The sequence below is a fragment of the Pseudomonas sp. SA233 genome (genome assembly GCF_054792385.1).
Genome location: NZ_CP096449.1, coordinates 5,064,762 through 5,088,316 on the forward strand (window position 1 = coordinate 5,064,762; position 23,555 = coordinate 5,088,316).

Genomic DNA, 23,555 nt, shown 5'->3' on the forward strand with positions numbered 1-23,555 from the left:
GGATGAGGCGCCAGAGGCACCGTCAGTTAGGTGCACGATACAGTTCGTGCGCCTCGATGTAGGCCAGTACGGCGTCCGGCACCAGGAACCTCACCGATTTGCCGCTGGCCAGCAGCTGTCGGATCTGTGTAGCCGACACCGCAAGCGGCGTCTGCCAGACGAACGAAATGTTTCCCGCCGGGCCGGACAAGGCGGTGGGATCGCTCTCCGAGCGCGCAGCCAGCAGGTTGCGCAGCTCGTCAGGGGGTTCTACGTCGGCATCCGGGCGTTGCAGCACCAGGATGTGACAGTGTTGCAGCAATTCTTCCCAGCGGTGCCAGCCGGGCAGGCCACAGAAGGCATCCCAGCCCAGCACCAGGAACAACTGGTCGTCAGCGGCCAGTTCGGCGCGGATCGATTCCAGCGTGTCGATGGTGTACGACGGTTTGTCGCGCGCCAGTTCGCGGGCATCCACGCTCAGGCAGGGCACGCCCTGTACAGCGCCTTGCACCATGGCCAGGCGGTCCTGCGCGGCCACCTGCGGGGTGTCGCGGTGCGGCGGCCGGGCGTTGGGCAGCAGGCGCAGCTCGTCCAGCCCCATGAACTCGGCCACTTCCAGCGCGCTGCGCAGGTGGCCGATGTGCACGGGGTCGAAGGTGCCGCCAAGAATGCCGATACGCCGGACTGCCTGGGCCTTGCTCAACTCAGCAGGACTCCTGGCCGCGCAGCTGGCCATCACCGATCACCACGTACTTCTCGCAGGTCAGGCCTTCCAGGCCAACCGGCCCGCGGGCATGCAGCTTGTCGGTGGAAATGCCGATTTCCGCACCCAGGCCGTACTCGAAGCCGTCGGCGAAGCAGGTCGGGGTATTGAGCATGACCGACGCCGAGTCGACCTCGGCCATGAACTGGCGGGCTTCACCCTGGTGTTCGCTGATGATCGAGTCGGTATGGTGCGAGCCATAGTGGTTGATGTGCTCGATGGCCTGGTCCAGCCCATCGACCACGCGAATCGACAGGATTGCGTCCAGGTATTCGGTGTGCCAGTCGGCCTCGGTGGCGGGCTTGGCGTCGATGATCGCCCGGGTGCGCTCGCAGCCACGCAGCTCGACGCCCTTCTCCTGGAAGCGACTGGCCATTTCCGGCAGGAAGCGCTCGGCCACCTGCTGGTCGACCAGCAGCGTTTCCATGGCACCACAGATGCCATAGCGGTAAGTCTTGGCGTTGAACGCCACGCGCCAGGCCTTGTCCAGGTCGGCGTGCTGGCTGACATAGACGTGGCAGATACCGTCCAGGTGCTTGATCACTGGCACGCGGGCATCGCGGCTGATGCGTTCGATCAGGCCACGGCCACCGCGCGGCACGATGACGTCGACGAATTCCGGCATGCTGATCAGCGCGCCCACGGCTTCGCGGTCGGTAGTCTCGACCACCTGCACCACGGCTGCCGGCAGGCCGGCGGCGGCGAGGCCACGCTGGATGCAGGTGGCGATGGCGCGGTTGGAGTGGATGGCTTCGGAGCCGCCACGCAGGATGGTCGCGTTACCCGACTTCAGGCACAGGCTGGCAGCATCGATGGTCACGTTTGGGCGCGATTCGTAGATGATCCCGATCACCCCCAGCGGCGTGCGCATCTTGCCGACCTGGATACCGGATGGGCGGTAGCTCATGTCGCGGATGGCACCGACCGGGTCCGGCAGGCCAGCCACCTGGCGAAGGCCGGTGATCATGCCGTTGATACGCGCCGGGGTCAGCGCCAGGCGGTCGAGCAGCGCGGGCTCCAGGCCGTTGGCACGGCCGGCGGCCAGGTCCAGCTCGTTGGCTGCGGTCAGCTCGGCACGAGCGGCGTCCAGTGCGTCGGCGGCAGCTTGCAGGGCGCGGTTCTTCTGCGCGGTGCTGGCACGGCCGATCACCCGGGAAGCCTCACGGGCAGCGCGACCCAGGCGGGTCATATAGTCAAGAACGGACTCAGTCATGGGTTCGGTGTCTTGGCGAAGGGGAAATCGGCTGATTATAACTGGCGCGCAGGTGTACGCCCAGCGGCGGGTGGCGGATGGTAGAAAATGGCTGGGGGCATTGTTTAGGAAAGATGTAACCGGGGTTATCGAAATTTCTATCTCCTGTCAGGACCTTTTCGCGGGTAAACCCGCTCCCACAGGGATTGCACAAGGCCTGGGACCTCCGAGGTACCTGTGGGAGCGGGCGAGCCCGCGAAAGGGCCGGCACTGCCAACATCCCACTCGATTCAGCCTCGATTAAGCTATTCATTGCTATCATCCCCGCCGTCCCAGCCACGAACCGCCCGCATGCCAGCCTTGCCCGACAGCTTTTTCGATCGCGACGCCCAGACCCTGGCCAAGGCCCTGCTGGGCAAAGTCATCCGCCATCGCCACGGCGACCTGTGGCTGGCCGCGCGCATCATCGAGACCGAGGCCTACTACCTCACCGACAAAGGCAGCCACGCCTCGCTCGGCTACACCGAAAAGCGCAAGGCGCTGTTCCTCGATGGCGGGCACATCTATATGTACTACGCGCGCGGCGGCGACTCGCTGAACTTCAGCGCCCACGGGCCAGGCAACGCGGTGCTCATCAAGTCGGCCTATCCTTGGCAGGACGCCCGCTCGGGGCCGAACAGCCTGGCACAGATGCAACTGAACAACCCCGATGCCAGCGGCAGCCTCCGCCCGCCCGAGCGCCTGTGCGCGGGCCAGACCTTGCTGTGCCGGGCCCTGGGCCTGAAGGTGCCGCACTGGGACGCCCAGCGTTTTGACGCCGAGCGCCTGTACGTGGAGGATTGCGGCAACATCGTGCCACGGGTGATCCAGGCCGCCCGCCTGGGCATCCCGCATGGCCGCGACGAGCACCTGCCCTACCGTTTCGTCGATGCCGATTACGCCCGTTTCTGCACGCGGAACCCGTTACGTCGCGGCCAAGTCGAAGGCCGCGACTTCTTCATTCTGGAACAAGGAAGCTGAACCATGGGCCAATGGCTCGACAGCCTGACTGGCTGGCTCAGCGCCAACCCGCAGTGGCTTGGCCTGGCGATATTCCTGGTGGCCTGCATCGAGTGCCTGGCCATTGCCGGCATCATCGTGCCAGGCACCGTGCTGCTGTTCGCGGTCGCGGTACTGGCCGGCAGCGGCGCCTTCAGCCTGGGCGAAACGCTGCTGCTGGGCTTTCTCGGCGGCCTGGTGGGGGATGCGTTGTCGTACACGGTGGGCAAGTACTTCCACCAAAACATTCGCAGGCTGCCCCTGCTGCGCCACCATCCGGAATGGATCGGCAGCGCCGAGGCCTACTTCCAGCGCTACGGCATCGCCAGCCTGCTGGTAGGGCGCTTCATCGGGCCGCTGCGGCCTATGCTGCCAATGGTCGCCGGCATGTTCGACATGCCGCTGCCGCGCTTCATCGCCGTCAGCCTGGTGGCCGGTGCCGGCTGGGCAGTGGCCTACCTGCTGCCCGGCTGGGCTACCGGCGCAGCCATGCGCCTGCCCTTGCCGGAAGGCTTCTGGCTGGATGCCGGGATCATCGCCGGCACCCTGGCAGTCATCATCGGGCTGAGCCTGAACACCAGCATTCGTGATCAACGCCACGGTACCCGGCTGATCGCCGGCATGAGTTTCCTGGCCTTGGCCGGGGTCTTCCTCGGCTGGCCCTACCTGCACGAGTTCGATCAGGGCGTGATGACACTGGTGCAGGAGCACCGCAGCCAGGCCATCGATGGCACAGTGGTGCTGGTGACCCGGCTGGGCGATTTCCGCACTCAGTTATTCCTCGGCGGGCTGCTGACGGGCCTGCTGCTGCTTGCCCGGCAGTGGCGGCATGCCATGTTCGCTGCGGGCGCACTGATGGGTACGGCGTTTGCCAACGGCACGCTGAAGTGGCTGTTCGCCCGGGCCCGCCCGGAAGTGCTGAGCGACCCGCTGACCAGCTACAGCATGCCCAGTGGGCACAGTTCGGCGTCGTTCGCGTTCTTCCTGGTAATGGCAGTGCTGGCCGGTCGCGGTCAGCCGCCGCGGATGCGCCTGACCTGGGTGATGCTGGGCTGCATTCCGGCGCTGGCGATTGCCCTGTCACGGGTGTACCTCGGGGCGCACTGGCCGACCGACATCCTCGCCGGGGCCTTGCTGGCGTGCTGTGTGTGCGCGCTCAGCCTGGCACTGGCGCAGCGTCACCAGACCCTCCCGGCCTTGCCGCTGCGGGTGTGGTGGCTGGTTTTGCCGGCGTGTGTCGCGTTGCTGGCGTTCTTTGCCATGCATGCGCTGCCGCAGGCTTTGCTGCGGTATCAATATTGATGTCACCTGTACCGGCCTCTTCGCAGCACAAGGCTGCTCCTACAGGGCTCTCGTCAGCCTGTAGGAGCAGCCTTGTGCTGCGAAGAGGCCGGCACTGGCAACACAGCAGTATCAGGCAAACAATTCACCCTGAATCCGCTCCAGCAGCTTCTGGATTTCCCCCAACCGCTCCTGTGGCGAGTCGAGGGTCAGCAGATCCAGCTTGTCCTCTTCCATGAAGGGCAGCAGGTACGCCAACTGGTTGGCCAACGTCTGCCGCCCGTCCACAGGCCGCGGCATGTCCAGGGCTTCGACCATCGGGTGTTCACCCAGGGCCACCAGCAACGCCAGCAGGTCTTCGTCCGCCTCGAGCAACGGGCTGTCCGCCTGCTCCGGCAGCCATTGCACCTGCCCCACCAGCAACTGGTCCTTCTGCACCTCGGTGCTTTCCAGGTTGAAGCGCCGCACGCCTTCGACGCGTATACCCAGCAAGCCGTTATCCTGCTGCACGAAGTCACGGATCACCGCCTCGCAGCCGATCGAGGCGACCACCGGCGGCGCCTTGCCGACCTGCTCGCCTTCGAGGATGCACACCACACCAAAACCTTCGCCCCGCTTCATGCAGCGCCCGATCATGTCCAGATAGCGTGCCTCGAAAATCTGCAAATCGAGGAAACAACCAGGAAACAGCACGGTATTGAGAGGAAACAGCGGTAGCGTCATCACAAGTCCTCAAGCCACCAGGCTGACCGCCAGCGGCAGGAACACCGCCGTGGCCACCCCCATCAGGCTCATCGCCAGCGCGGCAAAGGCGCCGCATTCGTCACTTTCCTGCAGGGCCACCGAAGTGCCCACTGCGTGCGCGGTCACGCCCAAAGACATGCCACGGGCCTCGGGGCTATGCACGCCAAAACGGCTCAGCAACGCCGGGCCGAAGATTGCCCCGATAACCCCGGTAATCAGCACGAACACCGCCGCCAAGGCAGCCACGCCGCCAATCTGCTCAGCCACCAGCATGGCGATCGGCGAAGTGACCGACTTCGGAGCCATGGTCATCAGGATCATGTGCTCGGCACCGAACCACCAGCCCAGCAACAGGCAGCACAGCGTGGCGAACAGGCCCCCGACTACCAGCGTAGTAAATGTGGGCCAGAACAGCTGTCGGATACGCCGCAGGTTGAGGTAGAGCGGCACAGCCAGGGCTACGGTGGCAGGCCCCAGCAGGATGTTCATGATTTCGGTGCTCTTGCGATATTCGCTGTAGTCGATGCCACACACCAGCAACACGCCGATCACCAGCAGCATCGAGACCAGTACCGGCTGCAGGAAGATCCAGCGGGTCTTCTCGTAGGCCGCCAGCACCACCTGGTAGGCACCAAGCGTGATGCCGATACCGAACAAGGGATGATGAACGACCGCATCCAGTGCGCCTTGCCAGTCGAGCATCATGGCTGCTCCTCGCTCCGGCCCTGACGGTGGATGAGCTTTTGCATCAACACGCCGACGAACACCAGGGTCACCAGGCAGGAGATCAGCAAGGCACCGGCAATGGCCCAGAAGTCGGCGGCGATATCCCTGGCATACACCATCACCCCCACCGCTGGTGGCACCAGCAACAGCGGCAGGTAACGCAGCAGGCTGCTGGCGGCCTCGTTCAGCGGCTTGCCCACCTCACCACGGGCCATGAGGAAGAACAAAAGCAGCAACAGGCCGATGATCGGCCCCGGCAGAAACGGCACCAACAGATGGTTGATTGCCGTCCCCAGCAGCTGGAATAGCACCAGCCAGGTCAAACCACGCAACAGCATAAGCATCTCCCTCGGGCATGGCCGCCATTATAAGCATGTGCCGTCATATACCGATATTCGTCGAAAAACGTGCAACTTGACTGAAACGGTTCGCCGTGCTGATCTTGCACTTTCGTACCAACTGACAACCCGGAGAGTCCGCGATGCCCCATGTACCGGTTACAGAGCTTTCGCAGTACGTTGGTAAGGAACTGGGCCGCTCGGCCTGGCTGAAGATCGACCAGCAACGCATCAACCTGTTCGCCGAAGCCACGGGCGATTTCCAGTTCATCCATGTTGACCCGGAAAAGGCGGCAAAAACCCCGTTCGGCTGCACCATCGCCCACGGTTTCCTGACATTGTCGCTGATTCCCAAGCTGATCGAGGACATCCTGGTTCTGCCGGAAGGGCTGAAGATGGTGGTGAACTATGGGCTGGACAGCGTGCGGTTCATCCAGCCGGTCAAGGTCGACAGCCAGGTACGGCTGAAGGTGGACCTGGCCGAGGTGACGGAAAAGAGACCGGGGCAATGGCTGCTAAAGGCGATTGCCACGCTGGAGATCGACGGTGAGGAGAAGCCTGCTTATATAGCTGAGTCGCTTTCCCTCTGTTTTGTCTGATGCATTCCGGGGGCGCTTCGCGCCCTATTCGCAGCACAAGGCTGCTCCTACAGGGGTATGTGATCTCTTGTAGGAGCAGCCTTGTGCTGCGAATGGGCTGCACAGCAGCCCAGATCCACAAATCCCCCGCACTCGCGTAAACTGCCAGCCTTCGCGCAGCCTAGGGCTGCCCCTGTCGATTTACCAAAGGTGCCCGCCATGCCCTGGCTGCAAGTACGCCTGGCCATCAGCCCGGAACAAGCCGAAACCTACGAAGATGCCCTGCTCGAAGTGGGTGCCGTCTCGGTCACGTTCATGGACGCCGAGGATCAACCGATCTTCGAGCCAGACCTCAACACCACTCCGCTGTGGTCGCACACCCACCTGCTGGCCCTGTTCGAGGCCGATGCCGACCCTGAGCAGGTATTCGCCCACCTGCGCCTGCTGACCGGCGCCGAGCTGCCCGAGCACCAGGCCGAGGTGATCGAGGACCAGGACTGGGAACGCAGCTGGATGGACAACTTCCAGCCGATGCGCTTCGGCCGCCGCCTGTGGATCGTGCCCAGCTGGCACGAGGCCCCGGAACAGGACGCGGTGAACCTGCTGCTCGACCCGGGCCTGGCGTTCGGCACCGGCACCCACCCGACCACCGCCCTGTGCCTGGAATGGCTCGACGGCCAGCAACTCGAAGGCACCCAAGTACTGGACTTCGGCTGCGGCTCGGGCATTCTGGCCATCGCCGCGTTGCTGCTGGGCGCCCGTGAGGCGGTCGGTACCGACATCGACGTACAGGCCATCGAGGCTTCTCGCGACAACGCCCAGCGCAACGGCATCGCCGACGAGAAGCTGGCGCTGTACCTGCCAGTGAACATGCCGGCCATGCAGGCCGATGTGCTGGTCGCCAACATCCTCGCCGGCCCGCTGGTGTCGCTGGCACCGCAACTGTCCGGCCTGGTCCGCCAAGGTGGCCTGCTGGCGCTGTCGGGCATCCTCGCCGAGCAAGGTGAGGAAGTGGCCGCAGCCTATGCCGCCGACTTCGAACTGGACCCGATCGTCGTTCGCGATGGCTGGGTGCGCATCAGTGGTCGCCGCCGTTAAGCGGGCCTAGAATACTTTTCTGCACAGCTCCCGGATTGCCGCATGACCGACAGTTTCGTCACCCAGTGCCCGCATTGCCAGACCAGCTTTCGCGTCACCCACCACCAGTTGAGCGTGGCCCGCGGTGTAGTGCGCTGTGGCCACTGCCTGCAGGTGTTCAACGCCGCCAGGCAGCTGCTGGAGCAGAACCGCGCCAGCGGAGCCAGCGCACCTGCGGTGCCGATACCAGCTGCACCTGCCGAACCGCTGGTCGAACCGGCGATCGCACCCCAGCCAGTCGCCAGCGAGCCCAGCGCCCCCTCGGACGAGGACTGGGCGCTCACCACCCAGGCGCTGGAATCGCTCGACCTCGACATGGAACTGGAGCGCCTGGAGCGCCGCGGCCAACCGGCCTCGGCTCGCCCGGCAAGCCAGGATGACGGCCTGCAGGCGCGGCGTGACGAACTGCACCCGGACGAACATGCCGACGACCTGTTCGGTACGGCAACCGATGAGCCGTTCGAGCCGCAACAGGCGGTAGAACCCACGCCCGTGCTGCGGGAGCCGGAGCCCCTGGAGCTGGACCTGGAACCCGCCCCAGGCGAGCGTACCGAGCCGACGTTAGGTGGCAATCTTGACCTGGACATCGACGACGAACCACCGGTACACAGTACCGCCGCAATCGATGACCACCCCGAATTCAACGACCCGCTGCGGGCCAGCGATGATGAGGCCCCTGTACGGGGCCTGAGCGCCCGGGACGACGAGCCGCTGGAGCTGCGCCTGTCAGCGCGCGACGACGAACCTGTCGAGCCGCTTCCCGACGAACGCCTGGAACCAGGCCTTGCCGGCAAAGCCGAGCGCCCGGCGCGCAAGGAGCCGCTGGTAGATGTGGTCGACGACCCACTGCAACTGGGCTGGGAACAGCCCGCGCCCAACTGGGGCAAGCGCTTGTTGTGGGGTTTCCTGACACTGCTGGCCGCTGGCTTGCTTGCGTTCCAGTATGTCTGGTTCCATTTCGACGAAATGGCCCGCCAGGACCAGTACCGGCCGCTCTTCCAGCAAGTCTGCCCGCTGGTCGGCTGCGAAGTGCCGACCCGCGTCGATATCGCTCGAATCAAGAGCAGCAACCTGGTAGTACGCAGCCACCCGGACTTCAAGGGCGCACTGATCGTCGATGCGATCATCTACAACCGCGCGCCGTTCGCCCAGCCGTTCCCGCTGCTGGAGCTGCGCTTCGCCGACCTCAATGGCCAGCTGATCGCCAGCCGTCGCTTCAAGCCCAGCGAATACCTGTCCGGCGAACTGGCCGGGCGCGGCGAAATGCCAAGCCAGACACCGATCCACATCGCCCTGGACATCCTCGACCCAGGGCCGAAGGCCGTTAATTACAGCTTGAGCTTCCGTTCGCCGGAGTAACCAGCAGCCCTGTGGGAGCGGGCGTTCCCGCGAACACGGGCGAAGCCCGTGCCATCCATTGCGCCGCCTGCTTCGCGGGCAGGCCCGCTCCCACAGGGGCCGCGCAAGGTCCTGGATACTCACCCATACCAAAAGTCATAAGCCGACAACTGTTCAGATTTTATCCAAATCCATCTTTATCCGGTCACCGAGAGCGGGTATCATGCCAACCCTTTTTCGAACTCCAAGATTCGGCCCCACAACAGGGATCACCTATGTCGGCGGTACGCATCGGCCCATACACACTACGTAACAACCTGATCCTCGCGCCCATGGCCGGGGTCACGGACCAGCCTTTCCGTACACTTTGCCAGCGCCTGGGCGCCGGCATGGTGGTGTCGGAAATGGTCTCCAGTGACATGAGCCTTTGGAACAGCCGCAAGTCGAGCCTGCGCCGCATCCATGAAGGTGATCCCGAGCCACGCTCGGTACAGATCGCCGGTGGTGATGCGCAGATGATGGCAGCGGCGGCAAAGGCCAACGTCGATGCAGGCGCCCAGATCATTGATATCAACATGGGCTGCCCGGCAAAAAAAGTCTGCAACAAAGCCGCAGGCTCTGCTTTATTGAGAGATGAAGCCTTGGTCAGCGAGATTCTCCACGCCGTGGTCGGCGCCGTGGACGTCCCGGTGACCCTGAAGATCCGCACCGGCTGGGACCGGGCGAACAAGAACGGCCTGAACGTGGCGAAGATTGCCGAGCAGGCCGGCATCCAGGCGCTGGCGGTGCATGGCCGCACACGCGCCGACCTGTACACCGGCGAAGCCGAATACGACACCATCGCTGCCATCAAGCAGGCGGTGTCGATCCCGGTTTTTGCCAACGGCGATATCACCTCGCCAGAAAAGGCCCGGGCGGTGCTGGACGCCACCGGGGTCGATGGCCTGTTGATCGGCCGGGCCGCCCAGGGGCGGCCATGGATCTTTCGCGAGATCGAGCATTACCTGCGCACTGGCGAACACCTGCCAGCGCCGCAGCTGGAGGAAGTGGAACGCATCCTGCTGGAGCACCTGGCCGCGCTGCATGCCTTCTATGGCGATGTGATGGGCGTACGTATCGCCCGCAAGCACGTTGGCTGGTACCTGGCAACACGACCCGGCGGCAAGGAGTTTCGCTCCCGGTTCAACGCTTTGGAAGACACACAAGCGCAGTGCGCCAACGTTCGCGCGTTTTTCAGCGAACGTCGACAGAGCCTTGAGACAGAGGACGGACAAGGGGTGGCCGCATGACGATGATGACCGAGACATTTGTGAGTGGAACAACGCCCGTGAGCGACAACGCCAACCTGAAACAGCACCTCAACACGCCGAGCGAAGAGGGCCAAACCCTTCGCGACAGCGTCGAGAAGGCGCTGCACAACTACTTCGCCCACCTGGAAGGCGCGACCGTGACGGACGTGTACAACCTGGTGCTCTCCGAAGTCGAGGCGCCCCTGCTCGAAAGCGTGATGAACTACGTGAAGGGCAACCAGACCAAGGCCAGCGAGATGCTCGGGCTGAACCGAGGCACCCTGCGCAAGAAGCTCAAGCAGTACGACTTGTTGTAAGCCAGAATCCCAACCAGAAAAGGCGGCTCCCTGAACAGAGGCGCCTTTTTTGCTGACTCCACCGCGTTATTGGAACCCGAAATGACCGACCAGACTACCCGCCTGCCAGTCCGCCGCGCCCTGATCAGCGTCTCCGACAAGACCGGTATCCTCGAATTTGCCCGTGAGCTGCAGCAGCTCGGTGTCGAGATCCTGTCCACCGGCGGCACCTACAAGCTGCTCAAGGACAACGGCGTCAATGCGGTGGAAGTGGCCGACTACACCGGCTTCGCCGAAATGATGGATGGCCGGGTCAAGACCCTGCACCCGAAAATCCACGGTGGCATCCTCGGCCGTCGCGGCACCGACGACGCCATCATGAACGAGCACGGCATCAAGCCGATCGACCTGGTAGCAGTCAACCTGTACCCGTTCGAAGCCACCATCTCCAAGCCTGGCTGTGACCTGCCGACCGCCATCGAGAACATCGATATCGGCGGCCCGACCATGGTCCGCTCGGCTGCCAAGAACCACAAGGACGTGGCCATCGTGGTCAATGCCAGCGACTACGCCGGCATCGTCGAAGGCCTCAAGGCCGGTGGCCTGACCTACGCCCAGCGCTTCGACCTGATGCTCAAGGCGTTCGAGCACACCGCTGCCTACGACGGCATGATCGCCAACTACATGGGCACCATCGACCAGGCCAAAGAAACCCTGAGCACTGAAGGCCGCAGCGAGTTCCCGCGCACCTTCAACAGCCAGTTCGTGAAGGCCCAGGAAATGCGCTACGGCGAAAACCCGCACCAGAGCGCGGCGTTCTACGTAGAAGCGAAGAAAGGCGAAGCCAGCGTTTCCACCGCCATCCAGCTGCAGGGCAAGGAACTGTCGTTCAACAACGTGGCCGACACCGATGCCGCGCTGGAGTGCGTGAAGAGCTTCGTCAAGCCGGCCTGCGTCATCGTCAAGCACGCCAACCCGTGCGGCGTGGCCGTGGTACCTGAAGACGAAGGCGGCATCCGCAAGGCCTACGACCTGGCCTATGCCACCGACACCGAGTCGGCGTTCGGCGGCATCATCGCCTTCAACCGCGAACTGGACGGCGAAACCGCCAAGGCCATCGTCGACCGCCAGTTCGTCGAAGTGATCATCGCCCCGAAAATTTCCCAGGCTGCCCGCGAAGTGGTTGCCGCCAAGCAGAACGTACGCCTGCTGGAGTGCGGCGAGTGGCCTGCCGAGCGCGCTGCCGGTTGGGACTTCAAGCGCGTCAACGGTGGCCTGCTGGTGCAGAGCCGCGATATCGGCATGATCACTGCCGATGACCTGAAGATCGTCACCAAGCGTGCGCCAACCGAGCAAGAGATCAACGACCTGGTGTTCGCCTGGAAAGTGGCCAAGTTCGTCAAGTCCAACGCCATTGTCTACGCCAAGCAGCGCCAGACCATCGGCGTCGGCGCCGGCCAGATGAGCCGCGTCAACTCCGCGCGCATTGCTGCAATCAAGGCCGAGCATGCCGGCCTGCAGGTGCAGGGTGCAGTCATGGCGTCGGATGCGTTCTTCCCGTTCCGTGATGGCATCGACAATGCGGCTAAAGTGGGTATCAGCGCCGTGATCCAGCCAGGTGGTTCGATGCGTGATGCCGAGGTGATTGCTGCCGCTGACGAAGCCGGCATCGCCATGGTCTTCACCGGTATGCGCCACTTCCGCCACTAATCAAGATGGCCGGCCGATCCTAGGCCGCTGTGGGAGCGGGTTCACCCGCGAATGCGATGTTGGATTCACCGCCGCATTCGCGGGTGAACCCGCTCCCACAGGGTACGAGGATTGCCGCCAAACAGAGGTTTTGACATGAAAGTTTTGATCATCGGCAGCGGCGGCCGTGAGCACGCCCTGGCCTGGAAAGTCGCCCAGGACCCACGCGTGGAGAAAGTCTTCGTTGCCCCGGGCAACGCCGGCACCGCCATTGAAGCCAAGTGCGAGAACGTCGCCATCGACGTGTGCGCCCTGGAGCAACTGGCTGACTTCGCCGAGAAGAACGTCGACCTGACCATCGTCGGTCCGGAAGCACCGCTGGTCATCGGCGTGGTCGACCTGTTCCGCAGCCGCGGCCTGGACTGCTTCGGTCCGACCAAGGGCGCGGCCCAGCTGGAAGGCTCCAAGGCCTTCACCAAGGACTTCCTGGCGCGTCACAAGATCCCGACCGCCGACTACCAGAACTTCACCGAAATCGAGCCGGCGCTGGCCTACCTGCAGGAAAAAGGCGCGCCGATCGTGATCAAGGCCGACGGCCTGGCCGCGGGCAAGGGCGTGATCGTCGCCATGACCCTGGAAGAAGCCGAAGCCGCTGTGCGTGACATGCTGGCCGGCAACGCCTTCGGCGATGCGGGCTCCCGCGTGGTGATCGAGGAGTTCCTCGACGGCGAGGAAGCCAGCTTCATCGTCATGGTCGACGGCCAGAACGTGCTGCCCATGGCCACCAGCCAGGACCACAAGCGTGTCGGCGACCAGGACACCGGCCCGAACACCGGCGGCATGGGTGCCTACTCCCCTGCCCCGGTAGTCACCGCCGAAGTTCACCAGCGCGTGATGGACCAGGTGATCTGGCCGACCGTGCGCGGCATGGCCGAGGAAGGCAACGTCTACACCGGCTTCCTCTACGCCGGCCTGATGATCGACAAGGCGGGCAACCCCAAGGTCATCGAGTTCAACTGCCGCTTCGGCGACCCAGAAACCCAGCCGGTCATGCTGCGCCTGGAGTCTAGCCTGGTACTGCTGGTAGAGGCCGCCTTCGCCAAGGCGCTGGACAAGGTCGAAGCACAGTGGGATCCGCGCCCGAGCCTGGGCGTGGTACTGGCTGCCGGCGGCTACCCGGGCGACTACGCCAAGGGTGACGTGATCAACGGCCTGGACGCTGCCGCGAAGATCGAAGGCAAGGTGTTCCACGCCGGTACCGCACTCAAGGATGGCAAGGTGACCACCAACGGCGGGCGCGTGCTGTGTGCCACCGCCATGGGCAGCACCGTTGCCGACGCGCAGCAGCAGGCTTACCGCCTGGCCAAGGAAGTAAGCTGGAACGGCAGTTTCTACCGCACCGATATCGGCTACCGGGCCATCGCCCGCGAACGCGGTGAGCACCAGCAGTAAGTTGTACCGGACGTCCGCAGCGCGCCCCAGCACCTTGCGCCTGCGGCATCCGGCTCGTCGACAGGGCCCCAAGGGGCCTTGCCTTCGACTTGGCGCGCCGCGCATAGTTAATACCCGGCACCTAGGCTAAGAAGGGATTTCGTAGTGCGTCGGCTTCGGATTGCCTCAGCTCTGATCGTCAGCTTGCTGACCTTGCTCTGCATGTTCCCGGCGGCGGCCGAACATGACGGAGGCTGGGCCGTTATGCTCGACGAACAGGCCAACCTGCAACTGAGCGACGTGCGCTCCGAACGTTACCGCAACCAGTTCAGCCCGCTGGTACTTGCCGACCTGGATGCCGCTCCTGCGGAACAGGCCCTGTGGCTGCACTACCGCCTGGAGCCCGGCGAGCAGGAAAAACTGCTGCGGGTTTTCGCCCCAGACCTTTCTGGCCTGGACCTCTACGCCCTCGAGGGCGACAAGCTTCTGCGTCAGCTGCACCACGGGCGCCAGGCAGGCAATGCCAGCCCGACCCTGCGTGGCAGCGACCATGTACTACCCCTGCCCAACAGCAAGCAACCCCTGGATATCTACCTGCGCCTGGTTTCCGAGCACCAGTTGCGCCCGGCCATCAGCCTGGAGCCTGCGGCCGTGGCAGCCTCCGACCAGCGCCAGCCACTGCTGTTCGGCATGCTGTTCGGCGGCTTGGTGATGCTGATCATGCACAACCTGATCCGTTTCCTCTACAGCCGCTCCAGCACCACCCTGATCCTGGCGCTGTACCACGGCCTGATGCTGCTCAGCGGCCTGATCCTGCTGAACCTCAGCGGCCCCTGGTGGCACGTTTGGCATAGCGCGCAAACACCCGCCGCATACCTGACGCTGGTCCTGGCCGGCCTGGCGGGGCTGGGTTTCACCCAGCATTTCTTCTCGCCATGCAACTCGCCACGGCTAAACCGTCTGCTGCAGGGCGAGATGCTGCTGGTCGGGGTGAGCGGGTTGGTGCTGCTGTTCGTCGACACCCTGCCCCTCAACCTGATGACCTATGCCCTGATGGCCCTGGGCAGCGTGAGCATGCTGTTGGTCAGCAGTTACCACTGGTACAAGGGCTATGCGCCCGCACGTCTGTTCAGCCTGGCCATGGTGGTGTTCAACCTCGGTGGCCTGGTGCTGCTGCCAGCGCTGCTGGGCCTGACCCGTACCTCGACGCCCTGGCTGCTGTGCATCCTGCTGGGCCTGACCGTGGCCAGCGGCCTGCTGCTCAACCTGGCCGTCAGTGAACGCCTGCGGCGCATTAGCGAGGAGCGCTTCAGCGCCAGCCGCGCACTGGCCGCCAGCGATGCCGAAATCAACGCCAAGGCCGAGTTCCTGGCCAAGATCAGCCACGAAATCCGTACCCCCATGAACGGTGTGCTGGGCATGACCGAGCTGCTACTGGGCACGCCGCTGTCGGTCAAGCAACGCGACTACGTGCAGACCATTCACAGCGCCGGCAACGAACTGCTGACGCTGATCAACGAGATTCTCGACATTTCCAAGCTGGAATCCCGGCAGATCGAACTCGATGACGTGCAGTTCGACCTCAACGCGCTGATCGAAGATTGCCTGAACATCTTCCGCGCCAAGGCCGAACAGCAGAACATCGAACTGATCAGCTTCACCCAACCGCAGGTACCACGGGTGATCAGCGGCGACCCGACGCGCCTGCGCCAGGCCTTGTCGAGCCTGCTGGAGAATGCCCTGAAAAACACCGACCAGGGCGAGATCCTGCTGGTAGTGGCGCTGGACCAGCGCGGCGAGGTACCGCGCCTGCGCATCGCCGTGCAGGACAGCGGCGAACCGTTGCCGGCCGCTGACCGCGAAGCCTTGCTGCAGGCCGAGTTGCACAGCCACCACTTCCTGTCCAGCAACAAGCTGGGCGGCCACCTGGGGCTGGTCATCGCCAAGCAGCTGATCGGGCTGATGCAGGGCGAGTTCGGCATCAAGAGCAGCACCGGCATGGGCAATACCCTGTGGCTGACCCTGCCGCTGGACCCTTCGCGCCTGGAACAGCCACCGGCCGACCTCGACAGCCCGCTGCGTGATGCTCGCGTACTGGTGGTGGACGACAACGACACCTGCCGCAAGGTGCTGGTACAGCAGTGCAGCGCCTGGGGCATGAACGTCAGCGCGGTCCCGTCGGGCAAGGAAGCACTGGCCCTGCTGCGCACCAAGGCCCACCTGCGCGACTACTTCGATGCCGTGCTGCTGGACCAGAACATGCCGGGCATGACCGGCATGCAGCTGGCCGCCAAGATCAAGGAAGACCCGAGCCTGAACCACGACATCCTGGTGGTGATGCTCACCGGCATCAGCAACGCGCCGAGCAAGGTCATTGCGCGCAACGCCGGGGTCAAGCGGATCCTCGCCAAGCCGGTGGCCGGCTACACGCTGAAAACCACCCTGGCCGAAGAACTGGCCCAGCGCGGCCGCGAGCAAGCCGTACCAGCCAGTTTGCCCGGCATCCCCCAGGCACTGGACCTGCCCGGCGATTTCCGCGTGCTGGTCGCCGAGGACAACAGCATCTCGACCAAGGTGATCCGCGGCATGCTTGGCAAGCTCAACCTCGAGCCCGACACCGCCAGCAATGGTGAAGAGGCCTTGCAGGCGATGAAGGCGCAGCGCTATGACCTGGTGCTGATGGACTGCGAAATGCCGATACTTGACGGTTTCTCGGCCACCCAGCAGCTGCGCGCCTGGGAAACCGCCAACCAGCGCCAGCGCACCCCGGTGGTGGCGCTGACCGCGCACATACTTGCCGAACACAAGGAACGCGCCCGCCTGGCGGGCATGGACGGGCACATGGCCAAACCGGTGGAACTGTCGCAGTTGCGAGAGCTGATCCAGTACTGGGCCAATCACCGGGAAGCCAAGGTGGATCCGGTGCATAGTTCCTGACCTGAGGCGCCTGTGCCGGCCTCTTCGCGGGTGAACCCGCTCCCACAGGTACTGCATAAGGCCTGAAGGCAATGCTATCCCTGTGGGAGCGGGTTCACCCGCGAAAAGGCCGGTACAGGCTATCAACAGAATCTGCTGATAAACTCTGCCCAGCCATAACTGCCTGGACTAGCCCCCATGCTCCATGAGTTGTTCAGCGTCTACCTGAAAATGCTCGTGCTCTACAGCCCGTTCTTCGTGCTGTCGTGCTTCATCAGCCTGACCCGCGGCCATTCCAGCAAGGAGCGCAAGCAGCTGGCATGGAAGGTGGCCATCGCCGCACTCATAGCCAGTGTCTTGCTGTACCTGTTCGGTCGGGCAATCTTCGGCATCTTCGGCATCACCGCCGACGCCTTCCGCATCGGCGCTGGCAGTGTGCTGTTCATTTCGGCACTGGGCATGGCCCAAGGCAAGTCTGCGGTACAGGCCGACAACGTGCAGCAGGATGTCACCATCGTGCCGCTGACCATCCCGCTCACCGTCGGCCCGGGCACCATCGGTGCACTGCTGGTAATGGGCGTCGGCCACCCGCACTGGGACGACAAGCTGTTGGCCATCATCAGCATCGCCCTGGCCAGCTTCACCGTCGGCCTGGTGCTGTACCTGTCACACCGTATCGAGCGCATCCTCGGCGACCAGGGGCTGCAGATCGTCAGCCGGCTGATGGGGCTGTTCGTCTGCGCCCTGGCTGCGCAAATCATCTTTACCGGTATCAAAGGCTACCTGGCGCCATAGCCATTGCCTAATGCAGGTCGAACCGATACTCCCCTTGTGCATCCTTGGTTTTCATCAATGCCTCCAGCTCATCTCGCTGGTATTGGAAACGCCCGTTATCCAGCTGCAAGGAAACGCCATTGAACCCGGCTTCACCCTCCAACGCCTTTTCGACCAGCAGCATGTCCTGGGGTATGCCGGCGATCGGTGCGTCGAATTGGAAGGTGATACTGCAAAGATCGAGGGTCGGGCCCGGCTTGAGCAAGCCAAGCTCGATCACCAGTTGCGAACCCTGCGTGCTGAACTTCAGCTGGTGACGAAAACCTTCGATCGATCGGCCCAGGCCACTTCTTACTGCAGCCAGCACAGCCTCATGACGGATCGAGCGCATCTTCAGCCACGCCTCGAGTGGCTGTATCTGCGCGCTGGGCGCGGGCTGCCCCAGCTGTTTCAAGTCATGCGTACTGGCCAGCTTGATCCAGTCCAGTTGCCGGTATGCCTCGCGATAGGCGTCATACCAGGCTTCATAGTTGTCAAAGCGTGACCCCGCATTCCTGTTGGCCACCAACTGGGCGTAAAGGATGGAGTCGAAAGCAGCCTGGCGTTGAATCTGGCCAGCGTCCGCGCGATACAGTAATGCAGTCCCGCCAATCAACATCAGTTGTTCAGCTGTTCTGTCCATTGCATTGCCTCGTCACAAAGAGCCGAACAAGGCGGCGTTGCAACAACGCCGCCCTGCAATCAGAAGTCGTACTGGAGAACGTTCTCGACGCTGCGCACGCCGAGTTTGTTTTCCACGGTTTCGCGGACCTTGTCGTAGACGAAAGTGTTGAGGGTGAGCACAGCCATGCCGGCGTAGTACTCGGTCTTTTCCAGCTTCCACTGGATACCCAGGATGTCATCCTCCAGTTTGGGGGCAGAGGCCTGGATGCAGCTCACCACCATGACCACATCGTTGTTGTCGGTTTCGACGCAGGCGGCCATCCCGACCATGCCCCTGACCTTGTTCTTGCGCTTGTGATCGACCACCTTGACGTCATTTTCGACGGTGGTGAGTTTGTCGAAAGCCGCCTTGGCCAGCACACCCAACTTGGTACCACCCAGCACTGCATTGCCGACCGCACCGATCGCCCGTATAGCGACAGCGCCCACGGTGACAGACAACTCGGCAGAGGTTTCCAGCTCGAAGGTGCGACGAGGGATGGTAAAGCCAAGATCACGCATGACATCGATGAACCGGTCGTACCACTCCCTGCTCTGTTTTTCGGCATCGAAGGACTTGTCAGCCACCAAGGTGGCAAAGTGGAAGGCGTTCTTTACGTCATGACGGCTTTGCGAAGACATGCCTGCGCCGCAGGCCAGCAGGTTGCCTTCGACCAGGATGGCTGTGTCGGTCGCAGTGACTTGTGTTTCTGTGGACATGTGGAAACTCCTAGATGGTTGCCCCCCGAGTCAGGGGCGACCACCTTAGCCAGCACGCCCAGGATGCAGCGCGCTGAAGGGTTTCCGGTGCAACTAGTCAGCCGACGGGTACCAACGCGGGGTGTAGGCCCACACCCCGCCCGACAAGCGAGGAAACACGCAGGTTGTAGATGAACCCACCAGCACCATGGTGCGCATGTCGACCATTTCCGGCAGCAGCTCGGCCAATGTGACGACCCTCAGCGTCTGCCCCGGCCTACCGATGTCACGGCCAAGGACTACAGGCGTGTTCCCCTCGCGGTGCCGGCGCACGACCTCCAGCGCTACCCCAAGCTGGTGCGGCCTGGCCTTGGAAATCGGGTTGTAGAATGCCAGCACCAGGTCGGCCTGGGCCGCCAGGTCCAGGCGCTTTTCAATGATCGACCACGGCTTGAGGTTGTCGGACAGCGACATCACACAGAAGTCATGCCCCAGCGGCGCGCCCGCCTGGGCGGCCGTCGCGAGCGAGGCCGACACCCCTGGCAGGATCTCGAGATCCACCCGGTGCCAAGCCGGGTCCGTGGACTCGTGCAGCGCTTCAAGTACCGCAGCCGCCATGGCGAACACCCCCGGGTCGCCCGACGAAACCACCACCACCGAACGGCCCTGGGCCGCGAGTTCGAAGGCATGCCGAGCACGCTGCATCTCTTCACGGTTGTCGGTGCAGTGCAGTACCTGGTCGTCACGGAACGGGCCGGCCATGCGCACGTAGGTTTCGTAACCGAGCACATCCTCGGCCCGCGCAAGCTCGGCCTTGACCGCCGGCACCATCAGCTCGGCTGCACCCGGCCCCAGGCCGATGACCGCCAAACGACCCCGACGACGACCGATCTGCGCCACTTCGACCGGGGCAGGCGCCACCGCGATGACCACGTCTGCCACCTCGATCAGCTGCGCAGCAGGCAATGCCGCGGCAACCATGCTGGCGAGATCATGCGTCCTGGCAGCAAAGCGCAAGGCAACCCCCAGGGCCTGTGCGGCCTCGTACAGGGCGCTATCGGCCATGGCTTGCTCGTCGGCCAGCAGGCAGGCCACTGCCGGCTCGGCGATGCCGGCCTGCTGCAATGCCGACCGGATACTGGCCAGGCTACCGCCAGCAACACCCACCACCACCGAACGCGGGTGGATCAGCAGCTCGTCGCGGCTGGCCGGGCGCGCCTGGTGCCCCACATGGATGGTACGCCGGGCCGCCTCGCTGGCAGGCAGCTGCGCCTGCTGCAGCCACGGCGCGTCACCTTCGATGCGCACCGCCTCGCCAGCCAGCAGGTCGGAGACGAAGCGCTTGCCTTGCTCGATATCCGCCAACGCGTAACCTTGCGGTGGGTTCAGCAGACAGGTGCCGAAACGCAACTCGCCGCTGGTGGTAATCGCCGCAGCAACGCCCAGTGCTTCAGCGATTTCGCGCGCCATCACGTTCACACCGCCAAGGCCACCGAGCAACGGCACTACCGCGCTGCCGTCTTCGGCCACGGCCAGTACCGGCGGCTCGACACCTTTCTCGCTGAGCAGGCTGGCGAGGCTGCGGATGACGATACCCGCCGCGCACAAGGCAATGATCGGAGTGTTCTGCTGGTACAGCCCACGCAGGGTATCGCCGAACGCGGTGTAGCAAAGGTCGGCACCCTCGACCCGTCCTTCCAGCCCATGGATCGATGCTTGTGGATAACACTGCTGGATACGCTGCGCCGTGGCCAGGCTGCCCTGGCCAAGGATGACGATCGCCGGTGCCTGGTGCATGTTCAGCCCTGCCATTTTTCACCCGGCACGATAATCAGCGAGAAGTACGGCGACGACTGTGGGTCGACCTGATCCAGCGGCACGATTTTCTGGTTGGCCATGGTCGCCCGCTCCACATACAGCGCGCGCCCGTCCAGGCCCAGTTCGGCCAGCACTTCGCGCACCTTGGGGAAGTTGCGGCCAAGCTTCATGATCACCGCCGCGTCGGCATCGGCCAGGCGACGCTTGAGCTCTTCGGCCGGCAACACGCCAGACAGCACCGACAGGCTCTGGTTGCGGTACACCAGCGGCGCGCCCAGTACCGAGGCGCCACCGAGCATTGAGCAGACGCCGGGAATCACTTCGGCCTCGTAGCGCTGCGCCAGGCGGTCGTGCAGGTACATGTAGGAACCATAGAAGAACGGGTCGCCTTCACAGATAACCGCCACGTCGCGGCCGGCATCCAGGTGCTCGGCCACCTGCACGCTGGCCTCGTCGTAGAAGTCGCTGATCACCTGTTCATAGGACAGCGGCGCTGGCAGCGCTTCGGTGGTTACCGGGTAGACCAGCGGCAGCAAGGTCTGCTCGGGCTGCAGGTGCGCCTCGATGATGCCGAAGGCGTTGCCGCGCTTGCCCTTGGCCACGAAGTAGCCGACCACGGGCGCTTCACGCAGCAGGCGCAAGGCCTTGAGGGTAATCAGTTCAGGGTCGCCAGGGCCCACGCCCAGGCCCAGCAGACGTCCACGCGGCACCATCATTCCACCTCCGTGGCGAGGGCATTGACCGCGGCGGCGGCCATCGCGCTGCCGCCCAGGCGGCCCTGCATGATCACGAACGGCACGCCACGGCTGTCGGCGGCGAGCATCGCCTTGGACTCGGCGGCACCGACGAAGCCGACCGGGAAACCGAGGATCAGTGCTGGTTTCGGGGCGCCGGCGTCGAGCATTTCCAGCAGGTAGAACAGTGCGGTAGGCGCGTTGCCGATCACCACCACACTGCCTTCCAGGTGCGGTCGCCACAGCTCCAGGGCCACGGCGGAACGGGTGTTGCCGGCGTCTTTCGCCAGGCCCGGTACGCTCGGGTCGCGCAGGGTGCAGATGACCTTGTTGTCGGCGGGCAGCCGGGCGCGGGTAATACCTTCGGCGACCATGTGCGCATCGCACAGAATCGGCGCGCCGTTCAGCAACGCCTCGCGCCCGGCCCGGCCGGCGCCTTCGGAGAACTGCAGGCCATCGATGGCGTCGACCATGCCACAGGCGTGGATCACGCGCACGGCGAGCTTTTCGAGGTCTGCGGGGATCCGCTCGAGTCGGGCTTCCTCGCGGATGATCCGGAAGGAATTGCGATAGATCTCCTGACCATCGCGGATATAGTCAATCATCAAGGTGCTCCGTCGGCAGGTCGAGCATGGCGCCTGCTTCATTCAAGGTAAGGTCGGTGGCGCGCAGGGCGCCGAAGCCCGGCTGGCGCGCATCACGCAGGTACAGGTCGTAACGGCCCGGCGCGCGCGCCAGCAGGGTGGCCGGGGCAACATGGGCCACGGCGCAGGATCGGGGGCAACCGGAGAGGTGCACGCTGCCGGGCACGCCAGGGCCGAGCAGTGCAGCCAGGGTGACGGCGTCGGCCTTGGTCTCGCCCAGGGCCTTGGCACAGCCACTGGCGCCGGTACAAGCGCTTATGCGGGCCAGTGGCTCATGGTCATGGCATAGCAGGCCCAGTGCGGACAACCCGGCCTGGGCGTGATCGATGTGTTGCGCTTGCAGGTTGGTCAGCACCAGGCTTTGCCAGGGGCTCAGCCGCAGGCTGCCATCGCCATGTTCACGAGCAACGCACGCAGCGCCACGCAGCATGGCCGGGGTCAGGCGCCCCTGCGGCGGGGCAACGCCCAAGGCGATGCCCTGCGCCTGGGGCAGAACGCCCAGCCACGAGGCGCTGCGCGGTTCACGTCGCCATGCGAGCACGGCGGCATCGCGGCGGATGGCCAGGCCGAGCCCGTCGATGAAATCGGTTGCCGAACATACCTCGAGCAACTGGCGCATGCGCGACTGTGCCGGGGTGGTCAGGTCGAGAAAGCGCTCCAGCACCGCACGCACCAGCACCAGGCCTTGGTCCGCCGGCACCGCGCCGAGCACCTGGCCGTCTGCCGGGCAACCCGCCAGGCCAAACGCCAGCCAGGTCTGCTGCCCCAGGCGCAGGGCAGACAGCCACAGGTCATGGGGGTGTTCGAGCATGGCCAGGTTTTCGCCGGCATCCAGCTGCACGGCAAACTTGGCCGACAACTGGTGAAAACGCGGGGTGCCCTCCAGCAGGTCGAGGATCTGCCCGGCCAACGGTCGAGCGTCCAGCAGCATCGCCGGGTCATGCCCGGCCAGCGGGCTGAGCATCAGGTTGCGCACATCGTCACCGGCGGCATCACGTGGGCCCAGGCCGGCAGCGAGCAGTGTCTCGACCAGGCCGCGATGCTCGCTGCCGATGCCGCGAATCTGCAGGTTGCCGCGGTTGGTGGCCTCGATCACGCCACCAGCGAAACGCTCGGCAGCCGCCGCCACTGCGTCGGCCTGGTCGGCCAGCAGCAGGCCGCCCGGCAGCTTGATGCGGCAGATGCCGCCATCACGGGCACTGACGATGCGCCACAACCCCGGGCAGGCCGAGGGACGGGGCGATACATGGGAGGCATGGGCCTGGGTCAAAGGGGCGTCCGGCAATCTGTGAAAATGCGCTTGAGTGTAGAAGGCGCGGTATTATGCCTGCTTTGTCCGGCGGCATGAAAAGCCGGTGGTCGAGCATCATCGACGATCGAGTAGAAATTAAGGACCGCGTCGCCTTCTTCGCGGGCATGCCCGCTCCCACAGAATCACCGCTGCCCTCA

General features: G+C 64.3%; 22 protein-coding genes. 11 read left to right on the plus strand and 11 right to left on the minus strand.

Annotated features, from left to right (window positions below):
- Nucleotides 1-22 precede the first annotated feature (22 nt).
- Nucleotides 23-715, minus strand: coding sequence for a nicotinate-nucleotide adenylyltransferase (gene nadD, locus M1D87_RS23240; protein ID WP_052261051.1), 693 nt, complete (start codon nucleotides 713-715; stop codon nucleotides 23-25).
- A complete protein-coding gene (locus tag M1D87_RS23245; RefSeq protein WP_123084725.1) occupies nucleotides 684-1,955 on the minus strand; it encodes a glutamate-5-semialdehyde dehydrogenase in 1,272 nt (423 codons plus the stop codon). The genes nadD and M1D87_RS23245 overlap by 32 nt, the downstream gene beginning before the upstream one ends.
- A 330-nt stretch (nucleotides 1,956-2,285) precedes the next feature.
- On the opposite strand from M1D87_RS23245, the gene M1D87_RS23250 reads away from it, so the two are divergent.
- Together M1D87_RS23250 and M1D87_RS23255 are read left to right on the plus strand one after the other, a co-directional pair.
- On the plus strand, nucleotides 2,286-2,954 hold the full coding sequence (locus M1D87_RS23250; RefSeq protein ID WP_123084726.1) for a DNA-3-methyladenine glycosylase: 669 nt from the start codon (nucleotides 2,286-2,288) through the stop codon (nucleotides 2,952-2,954).
- Between the two features lie 3 nt (nucleotides 2,955-2,957).
- Nucleotides 2,958-4,274: a bifunctional DedA family/phosphatase PAP2 family protein gene (locus tag M1D87_RS23255; protein WP_123084727.1), complete on the plus strand. Its 1,317-nt coding sequence runs from the start codon at nucleotides 2,958-2,960 to the stop codon at nucleotides 4,272-4,274.
- Nucleotides 4,275-4,385: 111 nt separating this feature from the next.
- Here M1D87_RS23255 and M1D87_RS23260 read toward each other — a convergent pair whose 3' ends face one another.
- The 3 genes from M1D87_RS23260 to M1D87_RS23270 are packed head-to-tail and all read right to left on the minus strand — an operon-like array spanning nucleotide 4,386 to nucleotide 6,061.
- Entirely contained in the window at nucleotides 4,386-4,976 is a 591-nt protein-coding gene (locus M1D87_RS23260; protein WP_039613550.1) for an LON peptidase substrate-binding domain-containing protein, read from the minus strand.
- Between the two features lie 9 nt (nucleotides 4,977-4,985).
- Nucleotides 4,986-5,702 carry an LrgB family protein gene (locus M1D87_RS23265; RefSeq protein WP_013974365.1) on the minus strand — a complete coding sequence of 239 codons (717 nt, stop codon included), beginning with the start codon at nucleotides 5,700-5,702 and terminating at the stop codon, nucleotides 4,986-4,988.
- Complete coding sequence (locus M1D87_RS23270) at nucleotides 5,699-6,061, minus strand: CidA/LrgA family protein (RefSeq protein ID WP_003257558.1); 363 nt, start codon at nucleotides 6,059-6,061, stop codon at nucleotides 5,699-5,701. Before M1D87_RS23270 ends, M1D87_RS23265 begins: the two co-directional genes overlap by 4 nt.
- Before the next feature lie 143 nt (nucleotides 6,062-6,204).
- On the opposite strand from M1D87_RS23270, the gene M1D87_RS23275 reads away from it, so the two are divergent.
- The 9 genes from M1D87_RS23275 to M1D87_RS23315 all read left to right on the plus strand — a co-directional run bounded on the left by M1D87_RS23275 (nucleotide 6,205) and on the right by M1D87_RS23315 (nucleotide 17,530).
- Nucleotides 6,205-6,660: a MaoC family dehydratase gene (locus M1D87_RS23275; protein WP_039613549.1), complete on the plus strand. Its 456-nt coding sequence runs from the start codon at nucleotides 6,205-6,207 to the stop codon at nucleotides 6,658-6,660.
- Between the two features lie 198 nt (nucleotides 6,661-6,858).
- Entirely contained in the window at nucleotides 6,859-7,737 is an 879-nt protein-coding gene (gene prmA, locus M1D87_RS23280) for a 50S ribosomal protein L11 methyltransferase (RefSeq protein ID WP_123084728.1), read from the plus strand.
- Nucleotides 7,738-7,779: 42 nt separating this feature from the next.
- A complete protein-coding gene (locus M1D87_RS23285; protein ID WP_123084729.1) occupies nucleotides 7,780-9,135 on the plus strand; it encodes a DUF3426 domain-containing protein in 1,356 nt (451 codons plus the stop codon).
- Between the two features lie 254 nt (nucleotides 9,136-9,389).
- Nucleotides 9,390-10,403, plus strand: coding sequence for a tRNA dihydrouridine synthase DusB (gene dusB / locus M1D87_RS23290; protein WP_013974369.1), 1,014 nt, complete (start codon nucleotides 9,390-9,392; stop codon nucleotides 10,401-10,403).
- Nucleotides 10,400-10,720, plus strand: a complete 321-nt coding sequence (fis, locus tag M1D87_RS23295) for a DNA-binding transcriptional regulator Fis (protein ID WP_012274390.1) — start codon at nucleotides 10,400-10,402, stop codon at nucleotides 10,718-10,720. Before dusB ends, fis begins: the two co-directional genes overlap by 4 nt.
- A gap of 81 nt (nucleotides 10,721-10,801) precedes the next feature.
- The gene (purH, locus tag M1D87_RS23300; protein WP_123084730.1) at nucleotides 10,802-12,409 is read left to right on the plus strand and encodes a bifunctional phosphoribosylaminoimidazolecarboxamide formyltransferase/IMP cyclohydrolase; all 1,608 of its coding nucleotides are present in this window, start codon (nucleotides 10,802-10,804) and stop codon (nucleotides 12,407-12,409) included.
- Nucleotides 12,410-12,544: 135 nt separating this feature from the next.
- Nucleotides 12,545-13,840, plus strand: coding sequence for a phosphoribosylamine--glycine ligase (gene purD / locus M1D87_RS23305; RefSeq protein WP_075046492.1), 1,296 nt, complete (start codon nucleotides 12,545-12,547; stop codon nucleotides 13,838-13,840).
- Nucleotides 13,841-13,984: 144 nt separating this feature from the next.
- Nucleotides 13,985-16,756 carry a hybrid sensor histidine kinase/response regulator gene (locus M1D87_RS23310; RefSeq protein ID WP_039613546.1) on the plus strand — a complete coding sequence of 924 codons (2,772 nt, stop codon included), beginning with the start codon at nucleotides 13,985-13,987 and terminating at the stop codon, nucleotides 16,754-16,756.
- Between the two features lie 177 nt (nucleotides 16,757-16,933).
- A complete protein-coding gene (locus tag M1D87_RS23315) occupies nucleotides 16,934-17,530 on the plus strand; it encodes a MarC family protein (RefSeq protein WP_013974374.1) in 597 nt (198 codons plus the stop codon).
- Between the two features lie 7 nt (nucleotides 17,531-17,537).
- Here the strand turns inward: M1D87_RS23315 and M1D87_RS23320 are convergent, their stop codons facing one another.
- The 6 genes from M1D87_RS23320 to cobG form a co-directional block, all read right to left on the minus strand.
- Entirely contained in the window at nucleotides 17,538-18,191 is a 654-nt protein-coding gene (locus tag M1D87_RS23320) for a hypothetical protein (RefSeq protein ID WP_421091550.1), read from the minus strand.
- Nucleotides 18,192-18,250: 59 nt separating this feature from the next.
- The gene (locus M1D87_RS23325; RefSeq protein ID WP_023662437.1) at nucleotides 18,251-18,931 is read right to left on the minus strand and encodes a hypothetical protein; all 681 of its coding nucleotides are present in this window, start codon (nucleotides 18,929-18,931) and stop codon (nucleotides 18,251-18,253) included.
- A 93-nt stretch (nucleotides 18,932-19,024) separates the two neighbouring features.
- Nucleotides 19,025-20,722: a precorrin-3B C(17)-methyltransferase gene (gene cobJ / locus M1D87_RS23330; protein WP_082810493.1), complete on the minus strand. Its 1,698-nt coding sequence runs from the start codon at nucleotides 20,720-20,722 to the stop codon at nucleotides 19,025-19,027.
- A complete protein-coding gene (locus M1D87_RS23335; RefSeq protein ID WP_013974378.1) occupies nucleotides 20,710-21,444 on the minus strand; it encodes a precorrin-2 C(20)-methyltransferase in 735 nt (244 codons plus the stop codon). The genes cobJ and M1D87_RS23335 overlap by 13 nt, the downstream gene beginning before the upstream one ends.
- Nucleotides 21,441-22,067: a precorrin-8X methylmutase gene (locus M1D87_RS23340; protein WP_003257545.1), complete on the minus strand. Its 627-nt coding sequence runs from the start codon at nucleotides 22,065-22,067 to the stop codon at nucleotides 21,441-21,443. The genes M1D87_RS23335 and M1D87_RS23340 overlap by 4 nt, the downstream gene beginning before the upstream one ends.
- A complete protein-coding gene (cobG, locus tag M1D87_RS23345) occupies nucleotides 22,060-23,391 on the minus strand; it encodes a precorrin-3B synthase (protein ID WP_332880276.1) in 1,332 nt (443 codons plus the stop codon). Before cobG ends, M1D87_RS23340 begins: the two co-directional genes overlap by 8 nt.
- Nucleotides 23,392-23,555: the final 164 nt, after the last annotated feature.